Raw genomic sequence first — 12,118 nt, 5'->3', positions numbered from 1 at the left:
GTGGGAAAGCTGACGCCAACGTCCCTTTTTCCGCCCGTCAAAGACGCCAGCTTTCGCACCCCGAAACTGCCCGCACTGCGGGCAGACGTGATTGCCCGGGCGGCGCTTGCGGCGCCCGGGTTTTATCCTGCTTTCTCCTTCGTCCCCGCATTTTCCCCCACCCCCGGAAGCGATTCGGGAGGCAGTTCTGGAAACGCCCCCGAAAGCGGCCCAAATCCGCCCTCCAAACCCGAGGGGGTATTCACTCCCGCACCCTCTCCCAAAGGCGCACACAGGGCGTTCTGGGGGCTTCTGCGGGTGGATTCCGCCAGACGCTCCGCCGCCCTCTGACGTGCGGCATCCTCGTCCAGCTGCCGGAACTGCCGCTCGTAGAACGATTCCATCGCCGCCTGAATGGGGCGGATGGTGTAGAGCAGGTTTCCGTTGAGCGGCCGACCGTCCTTGCTTCGTATCATGGTCGGCTCGGTACGGATAAGATCTTTCTCCTCCAGGCTGCGCACATACTTGCTGACCGTGTTTTCGCACATGCCCAGCGCCTTGCCGATGGTCTTGTAGCTGGGCCAGCATTGATAGGTTTCTCTGTTCTCGATGCTCAGCAGGTAGCAGTAGATCGAGATCTCCGGGTGGCTGAGCCCGATGTGAAACACTTCGTTGGGAACCAGAAAATAATTTTTGCGGGGATCGCGTTTGGGCCACTGTTGAAACTTCATTTTGCACCACCTTTCTTTTTCATCTCCACAGAACGGATTTCTCTTTGAGCGCCGCCGCGCAGAGCGGCGGCGGCAGACCGGCACAGATTCAAATGTTCACCGCATCCATCCTCCTTTCTCACACAAAATAAAACGCTCCCGCAAAATTTGTGGGAGCAGTGTCTATATTTCTTTTTTCACTTCTCTGTGATAGAATGAGACCATCCGGAGGTGAGATGATGGGCCAGAGCAAATACCGTATTTTTGAACTGTCCGCCCGGGCAGTGATGAGTTATGCCGCGCAGGAAAACGGGCAGTGGCACTTTGCCCTTGACCGGGCGGCGACGGAAAAGTGCAAGCGGGTTTCCGCCCTTCACGAGCAGGACGGCAACGCGCTGTTCTTTCAGATCATGTGCGTCGTGCAGGGAGATGACTTTTCCGAGCCGACAGACGACCGGCCCATCGAAGGATTATCCGATGTGATTTTTTACATGGACTTCTCCGGGATCTTCGACCGCAGCAGCACACTGCCCCGCCAGCAGATCCGCCAGGAGAAGGCCCGGGATATGTTCCGCCCGGAGGGCGTGTGCCTGGATCTGGGATCGGGGATGCACCGCTATCTCGCCTTCGAGCGCTCGGGCAGCATGAGCCGCCAGAGCAAGCTGTCCTTTCTCCGGGCGGATGTGTATGACCAGGTGCGCCGCCGCATCCAGATGGACATGACCATCGGCGACTGTCAGCTCAGCAAGCTCTACGCCTACAACGGCCTGATGCTTTCCAGCGGCACACGGCTGGACAGGATCGACATCGACAAGCCCCACCGCGTCATTGTAGTGGACAACCCGGTGGTGATGACCAGGGGCGTCCCGGTCGTCACGGTGGAAGACGACGGCACCCGGAACAGCACCCGGAAGTATCACCGGGTGGAGCGCCGGATGGACATTCCCATCACCTGCTTTGACGGAGAGGGGCTTATCTCCAAGCAGTACGCCAAGGTCATCGACCGGGCGCTCTGCGGCGCGGTCGTCCACACTTCTTTTCAGATCCGTCTGCCCTATATCAAGGGGATGGTGCATCAGGTAGACTTCCAGGAGATTCTGGACCTGTGCGGTCAGACCGTGATTCGGGACAGCTGGGGGCAGGAGCACAACGTCAAGGACGTGGACATCATTCTCACCAAGAGCATGTTCAAGGGGTTTGGCTGGCTGAAGGACAGCGGGATGACCTGGGCGGACTATTGGGATGCGTTCCGGCGCTACCGCCACGCTCTGTACATCACCAATGTGAGCAAGGTGAAACCGGAGACCCACACCGAACTGAACTACCAGTTTTTGAACACGGTATCCATCCGGGAGGAGGAGTTCCGTCCCCGGGATCTGCCCGACGGCTGGGATCACAGCCCGGAGGAGGACGAGCGGAACTGGCTCACCAAGCAGACCGAGGTAGCCTACTACAATTTTTGCGCCAACAGGGCCTTCCAGCAGAAATACTTTCTGCAGCGGATGAACCGCTGGGGCATCCTGCCCTTTCGCAAAAACCGGGAGCATCTGCTGGGCGAGATCCTGCGCAAAAATCCGCGCATGATCGGCGAACCGATCTACCAGCAGGAGCTGGCCGGCAGGGCGAAACAGATTTTGAAGAACTACTCTCTGGGACGGCTGATCGTGGCCGGGGACAACCGCTATCTCTCCGGCGACCTGATGGACTTTTTAAGCTATCTGCTGGAGACGCTTCCGCAGAAGAAGCGGAACAAGGCATTTTATGATGTGACCAAAAGCTTACGATTCAAAACCAGCGCCTTCTACGCTCCCGGCGCGGCCTATCAGCCCGGAGACACCTGCACCCTGCTGCGCAATCCTCATATTGCGAGAAATGAGGAACTGCAGCTCTCCTCCTACGACGCCAAGAAAGAAAAGCGGCAGATGCGGCATTTCTATTTCCGGCATCTCACCGATCTGGTCATGGTGGACTCCACCATGCTGGCGGCGGAGCGGCTGGGCGGCGCGGACTATGACGGGGATATGGTCAAGACCATTGCCGACCCCATTTTGAACGAGTGCGTCCGCCGGAACTATGAAGCATCGCGCGGTAGCGCGGACGACGCGCTTTCCAACGAGGCCAACATCCCGCTGCTGATGATCCCATCCGCAACACCCCTGATCCGCAGCGCAGAGGATTGGGAAGCCCGGTTTGAAGTGGTGCGCGGCACCTTCTCCTCCCGGGTGGGGCAGATCTGCAACGCCGCTCTGGATCGCAGCATCATCGCCTACAACGAAAACTCAGACGCAGAAGAGCGCAAACGCCTTCAGGACGAGACCGAAGTGCTGGCCATTTTGACCGGGCTGGAGATCGACTCGGCCAAGAGCGGCATCCGCCCGGATCTGGATGAGTATCTGAAAAAGCGGCGGGTGCGGCGGACGCCTTTCCTCCAGTATAAGAATCTGGTGGAGGACGCCGAGGAGACACGCCGGGCCTGGTATGAGGAGACCCACCAGCAGCGCATCAAAGCCTTTTTCAAAAAAATCGACTGGGACAAGGTAGACTCCAATCTGGAGCGCCTGCCCTATTTGGCGCTTCAGCTGAAAAAGCACACGCCGGCCGCCAGAGCCAAGCCCGCCAGGGATCACGAGCTCTTCACCTTTGCCCAGCAGCCCGATTGGAAGGAGCATCTCGACCGGGAAATTTTAGAACAGATCTCCGCTCTGCTGCGTGACTATGAAGCCTGCCTGTCCCGCATCCGGGCCTGCCGGGTGGAGCCCAGCGAAAAGAAACGAAAGAGCGACATCGCCCGCATCCTCTTTGCCCGGGGGCAGGAGGAGCTTTGGGACACGGATGAGCTGTACGCCCAGCTGGGGAGCCTGCCTCCCGAACGGGTGGCAGAGATCTGGGCGGCGCTGAATGAAGCCAAATGGCAGTTCCTGCGTGAAGATGAACGGATGCAGTTCCTCCTCACCTGGCTGCCGGAGTTTGAACCGCTCTTTGACCTGTTTTCTGATTTCCGCAGCGGCGGATATCGGGTGCTGAGCGACCTGCTCTTTGATATCCAGCAGGAGAATGAACAGCAGAAAAAGCGGCAGCTGCACCGCCCCGGAGACTCAGCTACATTTGATGAGCTGATGGACGCGTATCTCAGCAAGCGGAATTCCCAGCATTGCCGGGAGGCGGTATCCGCCCGGTGCCGCCAGCTGATGAACAGGATCGTTCGTCCGCAGACTGCGGTGCGCTATGTGGAGGCCCTGGGCAAGCGGAATCTGCTGTGGGATCTGCTGCTGGATGCACTCGAGCCCAATGTGTTGGAGGTGCGCCATGCTGAATGAATGGCAGGAGTTTTTAGACTATACGGAGCCGGTGGCATATCGGGCTTCCGGCAAAAAGGACACCGCCTGGCTGGGGCGGTTTACCTTCGAGGCCCTGCGGGACTTCAGCGGCATGAACCGCATTCTGACCATCCTGGCCCGCGGTTTTTTATTTCACGCTCCGGACGGCACGCTGTTGCCCGGCGACCCGAGGGATAAGATCGGTTTTGCTTACGACGGCCTGTGCGCTTGGTGCAGCATTCCCGAGCGCCGCGGTGCGCCCCGTGAGGAGTGGCAGCACCGCACCGATTTCGCGCCGCTCCACGAACAGTTTCCCAAGCTGGTGGACGAGGAGGGCTGGGGCTGGTTCAGCCGTCACTTTCGCAGGGCCATGCAGTTTGCGCTGGCGCACCCGGATTTGGTCCATAAGAACTATGCGGCTTCCGCCGGGAAGCTGGACAAGCTGTTTGACCATGAGTGGCGCAGCAAAGTGCTTCAGTATCAGACGGAGCGCCTCTCCACCCTGACAGAGGGCGCGTGGACGCTCCGCTTTGACGATATGATCGCCGACGCCCTGGAGCTGGGCCCCCTGCGCTGTACGGAGCCGGAGCTGCCGGCGGAGCTGGCAGAACGGCTTGAACAGGTCCGCCCTGAAAAAATGCCTACCAACATCCTCCCCACCCTGGTGGCCTACTACCTGGCCAACCGCCCGGAGGACGGCGACTGGGTGGTGCTCCCTGTGACCAATTTCGACTGTTACTTCGGCAACACCAACTTCGGTCGGAAATATCTGAACCAGCTTCCCCAAGAGGTCATCGAGCGAAGCAACAGTTTCGGCATCAGCCGCTACCGGGTCAGGGAGGAATATCTGCCGAAATAAGCGACGGGACTGGCCAGTTCGGCCAGTCCCGTATTCTTTGTTTACAGTGTACTAAATTCGTTCTGTGAAGATCAAATACGAGCCGTGTAGGGCGTCTTCAGGCACTCTGCTCTGACCACATTTTCAGCCACAGTGCCGCTCGGAGCACACGGAAACAGTCCATCCGAAGAGTGCCAAAGAGCAAGCGGAATGGAGCAAAAACGGCTATATAACATCAAAAACAACACAAAAAAGGTAATTCCATCTCTTTGTTTAGGCGGCGCATTTTTGCAAGCGGACACTCCTTGCAATCCCATGCCAAATCTTCGGCACTCGCGTTTATCGCCGACAGTTATCACCGATTTTTATCGCCGATTTTGTAACAACCCTCATCCATGTGCGTCATATAGGCAGAAAGCGAGGTGGTGTGGATGGATTTTGACCAACTGTACAAGGAGCAGTTCCCCATGGTGTACCGCTATCTGACCGGACTCTGCGGAAACCAGGCGCTGGCGGAGGAGCTGGCCCAGGAGACCTTCTGCCGTGCCATTGAACACAGCGCCTCCTTTCAGGGGAAATGCCGGTTGTCTGTATGGCTATGCCAAATCGGAAAGAATTGTTGGCTCTCCTACTTGCGAAAGGCAAAGCACCAAACCGGAGACGAAACCCTGGAGCAGATGCCTTCCCCACAGAATGTAGAAGAGGAGCTGCTCAGCCAGGAAAGCGCCCACCAGATCCATCAGCGGCTCCACGCTCTGCCGGAGCCATACCGGGAGGTGTTTACTCTGCGGGTCTTTGCGGAGCTGCCCTACGGGCAGATCGGGGAGTTGTTCGGCAAATCTGAAACCTGGGCCAGAGTGACTTACTATCGCGCGAAGCAGAAAATCAAGGAGGGATTATTGTGAAATGTGAAATCATCCGTGACCTGCTGCCCCTGTACTGTGACGGGCTGTGCAGTGAGGCCAGCAGGCAGGAGATCGAGGCCCATGTGACGCAGTGTGAGGGGTGCCGCGCCTGTTTGGCAGAAATGAAGGAGGAGCCGCCCTCCCTCACGCTCTCCCACGAGTCGGAAACGGAAGCCCGTGTTTTGCAGGGGGTGAAGAAGAAGTTCTCCCACAAGCGCCGGCGGGCGGTGCTGCTTGCTGTGGCGGTTATGCTGATCTTCTCCATCGTTCTGGTGGGTGCGGCCGATGTTCCGCAGCCAGTGGCCTATACGGACGGCCTGGTGACGGCAGAGCTTGCGGTGGATGAGGTGATCGACCTGTACTATCACGGAGAGAGCTACGATTCTTTCCACGGCTTCAGCCGGGAAGTAAATGGACGGACTGCGGTGTTCCTCTACTTTGACCACACCCTTCGCTCGGATGTAATGCCGGACCGGGAGGGGCATTTGTGCATCGGCAACGGGCTGCTGACTGACTTTGAGACAGCCACCTATCAGGTCAGCCGGGAGGTGGATGCAGTCTACTATCTGGTGGGAGATTATCTGGAGCTTCCCGGTCTTGCTCAGACTGAATTCGAGCAGGCCATAGCGGACGCAGTTCTTGTGTGGGAGCGTTAAAACACGACTCTGCAAGCAGAATACCTTGGCACCCTTTAGGGCTGCCCAGGCTGCTCCTATTGTTCCGGTTCTTCTATAAAACGAGCGCCCGCTCTCCTGGGTCGACAGGAGAGCGAGCGCTCGTTTTCGTCATTATGCACTTCCGCCGAAAGCCTCCACGCCAGCTCAAATCCGGCGATAAAGCTGTCGAGGGAGGTTTGTTCTCTGATAGAGTCCTGGGCATCAATGATCCGCAGTACCAGCTTGCGCTCCGGCTTTTCCAAAGCCGCGATCAATGCTTTGTGGCACTCATCCACCTCATTCTCCTGTTCGTCCAGCTCTGGGCGGACATAAAAGTGATCATACAGCTCTTTGAGCAGTTTGTTTTCCATCGTCATCATCTCCTTGCGACCCAAACATATACCACACTTTCCGCACAATAGCCATCAAAATTTCAGGAGGTTGTCCAGAATGTCTGCCGCTTGCCGCAGTTCCTCCTGAGATGCTTCGTTGGGATTGTTTTCGCTTTTGGCGGCGGGGTTTGTCAGGTAGGGGGCGTAGTTCTGCCGCGTCATGGAAGTGCGGAAATGGCCCAGCATCTGCGATACCTCTCCGGCGTCCATCCCATTTTGCAGGGCGAGGACGGCACAGGTGTGCCTGAGATCCGCGAAGCGGATATGGTCCAGCCCGGCCTCCTTGATGATTTCATTGTGCATACGGCGCACCATCTGGGGCGAGTAGGGCCTCTGTGTGGCCGGGTGCATAAACATGAGCGGACTGCTGGGGTGCCTGGCGTGTTCCGTGCGCAGAAGCTCTACAACTTCTTGGGTCAGGCTGACGGTCCTGGTGCCGCCTTTGTACTCCACCAGTTCCCGCCGCTCCACCGACAGGCTCTCCGAGATGGTCAACGTCCGCTCCTTTGCATCCAAATCGCTCCATTTCAGTGCGATCAACTCTCCTTGCCGAAGCCCTGCCGTCAGCGCCAGCAGGAACATGGGGAGGCAGCCCAGCCGCTCGGCTGCGTCCAGATAGTCCTCCACCTCTGTTGGCGTCAGCACATTGGCGCTGACCTTCTTGGGCTTTGGATAGCGGAATGCACGGGCGGGATTGTCCGTTATCAGGCAGTCCCGGATGGCCTGATCCAGGCATTGCTGGAGCAATCGGTGAATGTGCCGCATGGCGTGTTCGCCCAGCCCTGGGTATTCAGGGCTTTCCGGGCGGTGGCCGCCAAAGTGTCTCCGCTCATCCAGAAAATCGCCCACCTGCTTTACGGTCAGATCCTCCAGCGGGATCTCACCCAGCCTGGGAATGATGTGGTTCTTGAAGAGATACCCATGGGCGGCGTAGGTGGTCGGGCGGCTCTGGTTCTTGTCGTAGGCTTCCTGCCAGTGGAGGATATACTCTCTCAGCGTCATATCCCCACCTCCACGCATTGGCGCTGCAGGTTCCGGAAGGCTACCCATGGAAGCCCCGCCTGTTTGAGTATCCGCTTGTGGAGGTAATAGAACTCGTGGAGCTGATACGGCACTCCGGTCTTGGGGTTGAGGAACACATAGCAGCCGGTTTCCGGTATGCCCTCCAGAAGATGCTCCGCCTTTCGGTTGAGGGCCAGCAGGCGCTGGCCCTTGAGAATGTACCGGCAGCGGATATGAAAATCGGCCCACGACAAGGTGATGAGTTCACATTGCCGCAGGCCGCTGGAGAGTCCTGTGTAGATGAGCGGGAGCACACCAAGCTGTTCCGCCGCGTTCAGATACCGCTGGAGCTGCCCCAGGCGCAAGGGGGCCGTTTTATATTCCTCCGCCTGCGGTTCCGGGCAGAGCCGTACCGGATTGTAGGGGATAAGCTGGTCACGGGCCGCTTCGTCCATACAGCGCCGCAGGAGCAGGTGGACGCACCAGACACTTCTGGCGCTGAGTCCCTGGCTCCGCAGGCTGTCATAGAAGCCGGTGACAGTGTTTTCCGACAGCTCCGCCAGCGGGATGCCCCCGATTCCGGGGAGGATGTGGCGGTAGATCAGGTTGCGGTATCCGCCCACGGTGCTGCCGCCCCATCTGCTCTGGTTCTCGCAGAACCAGCGGTCGCACCACTGGCCTACGGTGCAGCTGTTTCCTTTCTGCATATCGTCGCCTCCCTTCGGCAACCGAACAATACCACAGAAAGAGGGAAATAGCTACTACTTTATTGCCCCATGGAGGTCACATCTGTCCCCATAAGCTACGGAGCCTGCCAGTCCCATATTCCTTGTTTAGGCGGCGCATATTTTGTGTCGCTTGCGGCTTCTGCCTGCCTTACGGCTCTGTTTCATAGGGCCAGGTGTTGATGCCGCCGAATTCGTAGATGCCGGTGTAGCCCAGCTCGGCCAGTGCGGAGGAGGCGGTCTTGCTGCGATTTCCGCTGCGGCAGTAGACCAGCACCGTGGAATCCTTCTCGGGGATCACCTCAGCGGCGGTAGTTTCATCAATGGTACCCACCGGCAGCAGCACAGCGCCGGGGATGTGGCCGCTGTCGTACTCGTCCTGCTCGCGCACATCCAGGATGATGACCTCCTGGGTGTCCATCATCTCTTTCGCCTCTTCCTGGGTGATCTGCTGGTAGGCATCGCTCGCGGCAGTCCCGCCGCATCCGGTCAGCAGGAAAAGGGCAAGCAGGAAAGGAATGATTCGTTTCATTTGAGTTCCTCCAAAAGTCCAGCAGCAAAGGCCTTGTGGCCCTGCTCTGTGAAGTGTACGCCGTCATAGGCCAGGGGGATGTCCCACTTCCCGGCGTCGGCAAAACGGATGTTCAGCCGCTCTGCCAGTGCCTGGCAGAGCCGTGCGAAGGTGCGGGAGTCTTCAATGAGCTGCGGGCTGGGGACCCACTCGCCCATAGCCATTGGCGGCGGTGCAATCAGCATGATCTTGCTTCGATCCAGAGAGATGCCGGCAAGGAACCGCTCCAGCCGCTCGGTAGCCTGCTCCGGACTTCGTCCCTGGAGCAGGTCGTTGGTTCCAAGCATGACGATCAGCAGGTCGGTGTCATCCGAGAAGGCAGGAGCGGCAGAAGGGATCTCCCGGCCGTTCTGCCCCATGTTGGAGATCACCCATCCGGTCTCCACGGTCAGAATATCCACCCACCGGCAGTCCGCGCCATAGCGTCCGCCGAAATAGCCCCGGGGATCGTAGCCATAGGTGTTAGAGTCGCCGAAGCAGATGACGTTCATGCTATGCATTTCCTTTCTCTGTATGTTCGCATTCTCCAAAGTAGAGAAGGATACTTTCACCTAATCTCTCTGCCCCTTCGATCGCTTTAGCTTTATTAAAATCTCTTCATCCGCTGGGCAGAAAGCAAATTGATTGATCTCATCCACCGTAATCCAACAGATGTCATTATGCTCCAGTTTCTTGGGGACGCCCTCCCGGATAGCAGCATGAAACAGCGTCAGATGGACCGTCAAATCCGGATATTTGTGAACTACATCCATGAATACCTCGCCCACATCCAATGTGACCGCCAGTTCCTCCTGACATTCCCGGATGAGAGCCTGCTCCTTGGTTTCTCCTGGCTCTACCTTACCGCCCACAAACTCCCACAGCAGCCCTCTGGCCTTGTGGGCCGGGCGCTGGCAAATCATAAACTTGTCCTGATTCCAGATCAGGGCCGCGACTACTTCAATCATCCGCTTCACCTATTTCATAATTAGGCAGGCATCTATATGCTTCTGCCGATCTTTTGTGCTATAGCATTCAGTATATCTATATTCATAATGTTCGACAAGCATTTTCTCTTTTGCTAAGACGAAATGCTTTCGGATTTGTATTTGTGCCCCAGTTTCTGCAGGGATTTATATTTTTACCACAAGCCAAAATGGAGGCCCAACCATATCTATCTCTCGTCAGGAAGCATTGTGAGCAAAACACATAACCCAATCCCCCCAAAAATGTACGGAGGAGCTCTACGCCTTTTACCGCTCCAAAGGTATTAACACTGTTTTCGGTTGAACCCAGGTAATCACCAAGACCACATTTTAGAGTGTTGTGCGGCTGGAATCGGCTGGCTGCCTGAGAGATAAAAGAATACAGTTTCCTGCTCACTTGCCATTTCATATCGGACCGCTGCAAATTCGCAGCGTCCTAAAATAAATATTGCAAAAATGCAGCGCTCATGTTATAATAAGGGTCAATTTGAAGCAGAGGGGCTTAAGATGAATGATTTAGGGACTTACTTGAAGGAGCTGCGGAATAAACTGCACCTCAGTCTCAAGGATGTACAGGAGCGCTGCGGGGTAACAGATTCTAAGCTTAGCAGGCTGGAACGCGGTGAAGGCAGAGATTTTTCTCCACTCGAATTAAAAAAACTGGCACAGCTCTATGGCGTTAATGTTATCCCTCTTTATATCAAAGCAGGCTATTTGGATGAAAGCGATCTATCAGAATATCAGCTTATCTTTGAAAATGCTAATCTTCTGAACGAAGAAGAACATTCAAGCATCCAAACGCAAATCAACTTGTTTACCAAAGGAAGGCAGGTATCTGATAATGATTTTTAAATTAGGTGAGCTTTTCTGCGGGCCGGGAGGCTTGGCATGGGGAGCTATGAATGCAGAAATTGGGGATCCCAATTTTGGGATTGTGCATGCCTGGGCAAATGACTATGATGAGAATACCTGTAAGACTTATCGCCGGAACATCTGTCCTAATGCCCCCACAACAGTGTATCATGCAGACATTCGGAAATTCGATCTCACTAAACTGGCTCCCATTGATGCATTTGCATTCGGTTTTCCATGCAATGATTTCAGTGTTGTTGGCGAGCAGAAAGGGATTGACGGCGTCTATGGTCCATTGTACTCCTACGGTGTCAAAGTCTTGAAAATGTATAAACCGCAATGGTTTTTGGCAGAGAATGTGGGAGGACTTCGCAATGCGAATGATGGAAAGGCGTTCTCAGTAATTCTTGATGCTATGCGTGATGCCGGATATAAACTCTATCCCAATCTATATAAGTTTGAAACCTATGGCGTCCCTCAGGCACGGCATAGAATTATTATTGTTGGCATTAGAAAAGATATTAACGTTGAGTTTAAAGTACCGTCAAATGAACCTTATGCAGAAATAGACAATACCTGCCGAACCGCAATCGAAGTGCCGCCTATTCCAAAAGATGCTCCCAACAATGAACTTACCAAGCAGTCTTCCACCGTTGTTGAGCGACTTGGCTTTATTAAGCCTGGTGAGAATGCATTTACTGCGGACCTGCCTGAGCGTCTGAAACTAAATGTTACCGGGGCAAAGATAAGCCAGATTTACAAACGCCTCGATCCAGACAAGCCTGCATATACAGTGACAGGCAGCGGCGGCGGCGGCACTCATATTTATCATTGGAGCGAGCCCCGTGCTCTGACAAATCGTGAGCGTGCGAGACTTCAGACTTTCCCGGATACTTATATTTTTGAAGGTAATAAAGAAAGCGTTCGGAAGCAGATTGGCATGGCTGTGCCATGCATGGGAGCAAAAATCATTTTTGAAGCTATTCTAAAGACTTTCGCTGGTATTCCTTACAAATCCATGCCTGCAAATATCGAAGAATAAAACTTTATGAAGGGAGACTCCGTGCTTGTACGCGGAGTCTCCCTTGGGGCAATCCCAAATTCTGTGTAACCGCCAAAAGCGGTGCAAATAGAGTGAAATTTATCATGGGCGGCAGACGGGTAAAACGGCTGCCGCCTTGTTTACAACATAACGCCAGTGGGACG

The 12,118-nt window shown here is 55.7% G+C and carries 13 protein-coding genes; 6 read left to right on the top strand and 7 right to left on the bottom strand.

The features are described from left to right. Positions 1 to 122: 122 nt before the first annotated feature. On the bottom strand, positions 123 to 710 hold the full coding sequence (locus tag H8S34_RS13225) for a helix-turn-helix domain-containing protein (protein WP_186964236.1): 588 nt from the start codon (positions 708 to 710) through the stop codon (positions 123 to 125). A 218-nt stretch (positions 711 to 928) separates the two neighbouring features. On the opposite strand from H8S34_RS13225, the gene H8S34_RS13220 reads away from it, so the two are divergent. The 4 genes from H8S34_RS13220 (at position 929) to H8S34_RS13205 (ending at position 6,405) form a co-directional block, all read left to right on the top strand. Beyond that, positions 929 to 4,006 carry an RNA dependent RNA polymerase gene (locus H8S34_RS13220; protein WP_243208029.1) on the top strand — a complete coding sequence of 1,026 codons (3,078 nt, stop codon included), beginning with the start codon at positions 929 to 931 and terminating at the stop codon, positions 4,004 to 4,006. Then, positions 3,996 to 4,865, top strand: a complete 870-nt coding sequence (locus H8S34_RS13215) for a hypothetical protein (protein ID WP_186964235.1) — start codon at positions 3,996 to 3,998, stop codon at positions 4,863 to 4,865. Before H8S34_RS13220 ends, H8S34_RS13215 begins: the two co-directional genes overlap by 11 nt. A 410-nt stretch (positions 4,866 to 5,275) precedes the next feature. Then, positions 5,276 to 5,749, top strand: coding sequence for an RNA polymerase sigma factor (locus H8S34_RS13210; protein WP_186964234.1), 474 nt, complete (start codon positions 5,276 to 5,278; stop codon positions 5,747 to 5,749). Continuing rightward, positions 5,746 to 6,405: an anti-sigma factor family protein gene (locus tag H8S34_RS13205; protein ID WP_366485978.1), complete on the top strand. Its 660-nt coding sequence runs from the start codon at positions 5,746 to 5,748 to the stop codon at positions 6,403 to 6,405. The genes H8S34_RS13210 and H8S34_RS13205 overlap by 4 nt, the downstream gene beginning before the upstream one ends. A 56-nt stretch (positions 6,406 to 6,461) precedes the next feature. Here the strand turns inward: H8S34_RS13205 and H8S34_RS13200 are convergent, their stop codons facing one another. The 6 genes from H8S34_RS13200 to H8S34_RS13175 all read right to left on the bottom strand — a co-directional run bounded on the left by H8S34_RS13200 (position 6,462) and on the right by H8S34_RS13175 (position 10,042). Continuing rightward, positions 6,462 to 6,776, bottom strand: coding sequence for a DUF6809 family protein (locus H8S34_RS13200; RefSeq protein ID WP_366485976.1), 315 nt, complete (start codon positions 6,774 to 6,776; stop codon positions 6,462 to 6,464). 54 nt (positions 6,777 to 6,830) lie between these two features. Continuing rightward, a complete protein-coding gene (locus tag H8S34_RS13195; protein WP_186964232.1) occupies positions 6,831 to 7,799 on the bottom strand; it encodes a tyrosine-type recombinase/integrase in 969 nt (322 codons plus the stop codon). Further along, the gene (locus H8S34_RS13190) at positions 7,796 to 8,506 is read right to left on the bottom strand and encodes a tyrosine-type recombinase/integrase (RefSeq protein ID WP_186964231.1); all 711 of its coding nucleotides are present in this window, start codon (positions 8,504 to 8,506) and stop codon (positions 7,796 to 7,798) included. The genes H8S34_RS13195 and H8S34_RS13190 overlap by 4 nt, the downstream gene beginning before the upstream one ends. Before the next feature lie 169 nt (positions 8,507 to 8,675). Beyond that, positions 8,676 to 9,056, bottom strand: a complete 381-nt coding sequence (locus H8S34_RS13185) for a rhodanese-like domain-containing protein (protein ID WP_186964230.1) — start codon at positions 9,054 to 9,056, stop codon at positions 8,676 to 8,678. Then, on the bottom strand, positions 9,053 to 9,586 hold the full coding sequence (locus H8S34_RS13180; protein ID WP_186964229.1) for a GDSL-type esterase/lipase family protein: 534 nt from the start codon (positions 9,584 to 9,586) through the stop codon (positions 9,053 to 9,055). Before H8S34_RS13180 ends, H8S34_RS13185 begins: the two co-directional genes overlap by 4 nt. Positions 9,587 to 9,646: 60 nt before the next feature. Further along, the gene (locus H8S34_RS13175) at positions 9,647 to 10,042 is read right to left on the bottom strand and encodes a (deoxy)nucleoside triphosphate pyrophosphohydrolase (RefSeq protein ID WP_186964284.1); all 396 of its coding nucleotides are present in this window, start codon (positions 10,040 to 10,042) and stop codon (positions 9,647 to 9,649) included. Positions 10,043 to 10,567: 525 nt separating this feature from the next. Between H8S34_RS13175 and H8S34_RS13170 the strand changes: the two genes are divergently transcribed. Both H8S34_RS13170 and H8S34_RS13165 read left to right on the top strand, forming a co-directional pair. Continuing rightward, on the top strand, positions 10,568 to 10,912 hold the full coding sequence (locus tag H8S34_RS13170) for a helix-turn-helix domain-containing protein (protein WP_186964228.1): 345 nt from the start codon (positions 10,568 to 10,570) through the stop codon (positions 10,910 to 10,912). Further along, the gene (locus H8S34_RS13165) at positions 10,902 to 11,954 is read left to right on the top strand and encodes a DNA cytosine methyltransferase (protein WP_186964227.1); all 1,053 of its coding nucleotides are present in this window, start codon (positions 10,902 to 10,904) and stop codon (positions 11,952 to 11,954) included. The genes H8S34_RS13170 and H8S34_RS13165 overlap by 11 nt, the downstream gene beginning before the upstream one ends. Positions 11,955 to 12,118 lie beyond the last annotated feature (164 nt).

The sequence above is a fragment of the Pseudoflavonifractor hominis genome, from assembly GCF_014288125.1.
Taxonomy (GTDB): Bacteria; Bacillota; Clostridia; order Oscillospirales; family Oscillospiraceae; genus Pseudoflavonifractor_A; species Pseudoflavonifractor_A gallinarum.
The sequence above is the reverse complement of the archived record's forward strand: the minus strand, read 5'-3'. Positions and strand labels throughout refer to the sequence as shown.

Excerpts from the sequence above, each read along its gene's own strand:
- H8S34_RS13225 (WP_186964236.1), bottom strand. The coding sequence starts at position 710 with ATGAAGTTTCAACAGTGGCCCAAACGCGATCCCCGCAAAAATTATTTT.
- H8S34_RS13220 (WP_243208029.1), top strand. The coding sequence starts at position 929 with ATGGGCCAGAGCAAATACCGTATTTTTGAACTGTCCGCCCGGGCAGTG.
- H8S34_RS13215 (WP_186964235.1), top strand. The coding sequence starts at position 3,996 with ATGCTGAATGAATGGCAGGAGTTTTTAGACTATACGGAGCCGGTGGCA.
- H8S34_RS13210 (WP_186964234.1), top strand. The coding sequence starts at position 5,276 with ATGGATTTTGACCAACTGTACAAGGAGCAGTTCCCCATGGTGTACCGC.
- H8S34_RS13200 (WP_366485976.1), bottom strand. The coding sequence starts at position 6,776 with ATGGAAAACAAACTGCTCAAAGAGCTGTATGATCACTTTTATGTCCGC.
- H8S34_RS13195 (WP_186964232.1), bottom strand. The coding sequence starts at position 7,799 with ATGACGCTGAGAGAGTATATCCTCCACTGGCAGGAAGCCTACGACAAG.
- H8S34_RS13190 (WP_186964231.1), bottom strand. The coding sequence starts at position 8,506 with ATGCAGAAAGGAAACAGCTGCACCGTAGGCCAGTGGTGCGACCGCTGG.
- H8S34_RS13185 (WP_186964230.1), bottom strand. The coding sequence starts at position 9,056 with ATGAAACGAATCATTCCTTTCCTGCTTGCCCTTTTCCTGCTGACCGGA.
- H8S34_RS13180 (WP_186964229.1), bottom strand. The coding sequence starts at position 9,586 with ATGAACGTCATCTGCTTCGGCGACTCTAACACCTATGGCTACGATCCC.
- H8S34_RS13175 (WP_186964284.1), bottom strand. The coding sequence starts at position 10,042 with ATGATTGAAGTAGTCGCGGCCCTGATCTGGAATCAGGACAAGTTTATG.
- H8S34_RS13170 (WP_186964228.1), top strand. The coding sequence starts at position 10,568 with ATGAATGATTTAGGGACTTACTTGAAGGAGCTGCGGAATAAACTGCAC.
- H8S34_RS13165 (WP_186964227.1), top strand. The coding sequence starts at position 10,902 with ATGATTTTTAAATTAGGTGAGCTTTTCTGCGGGCCGGGAGGCTTGGCA.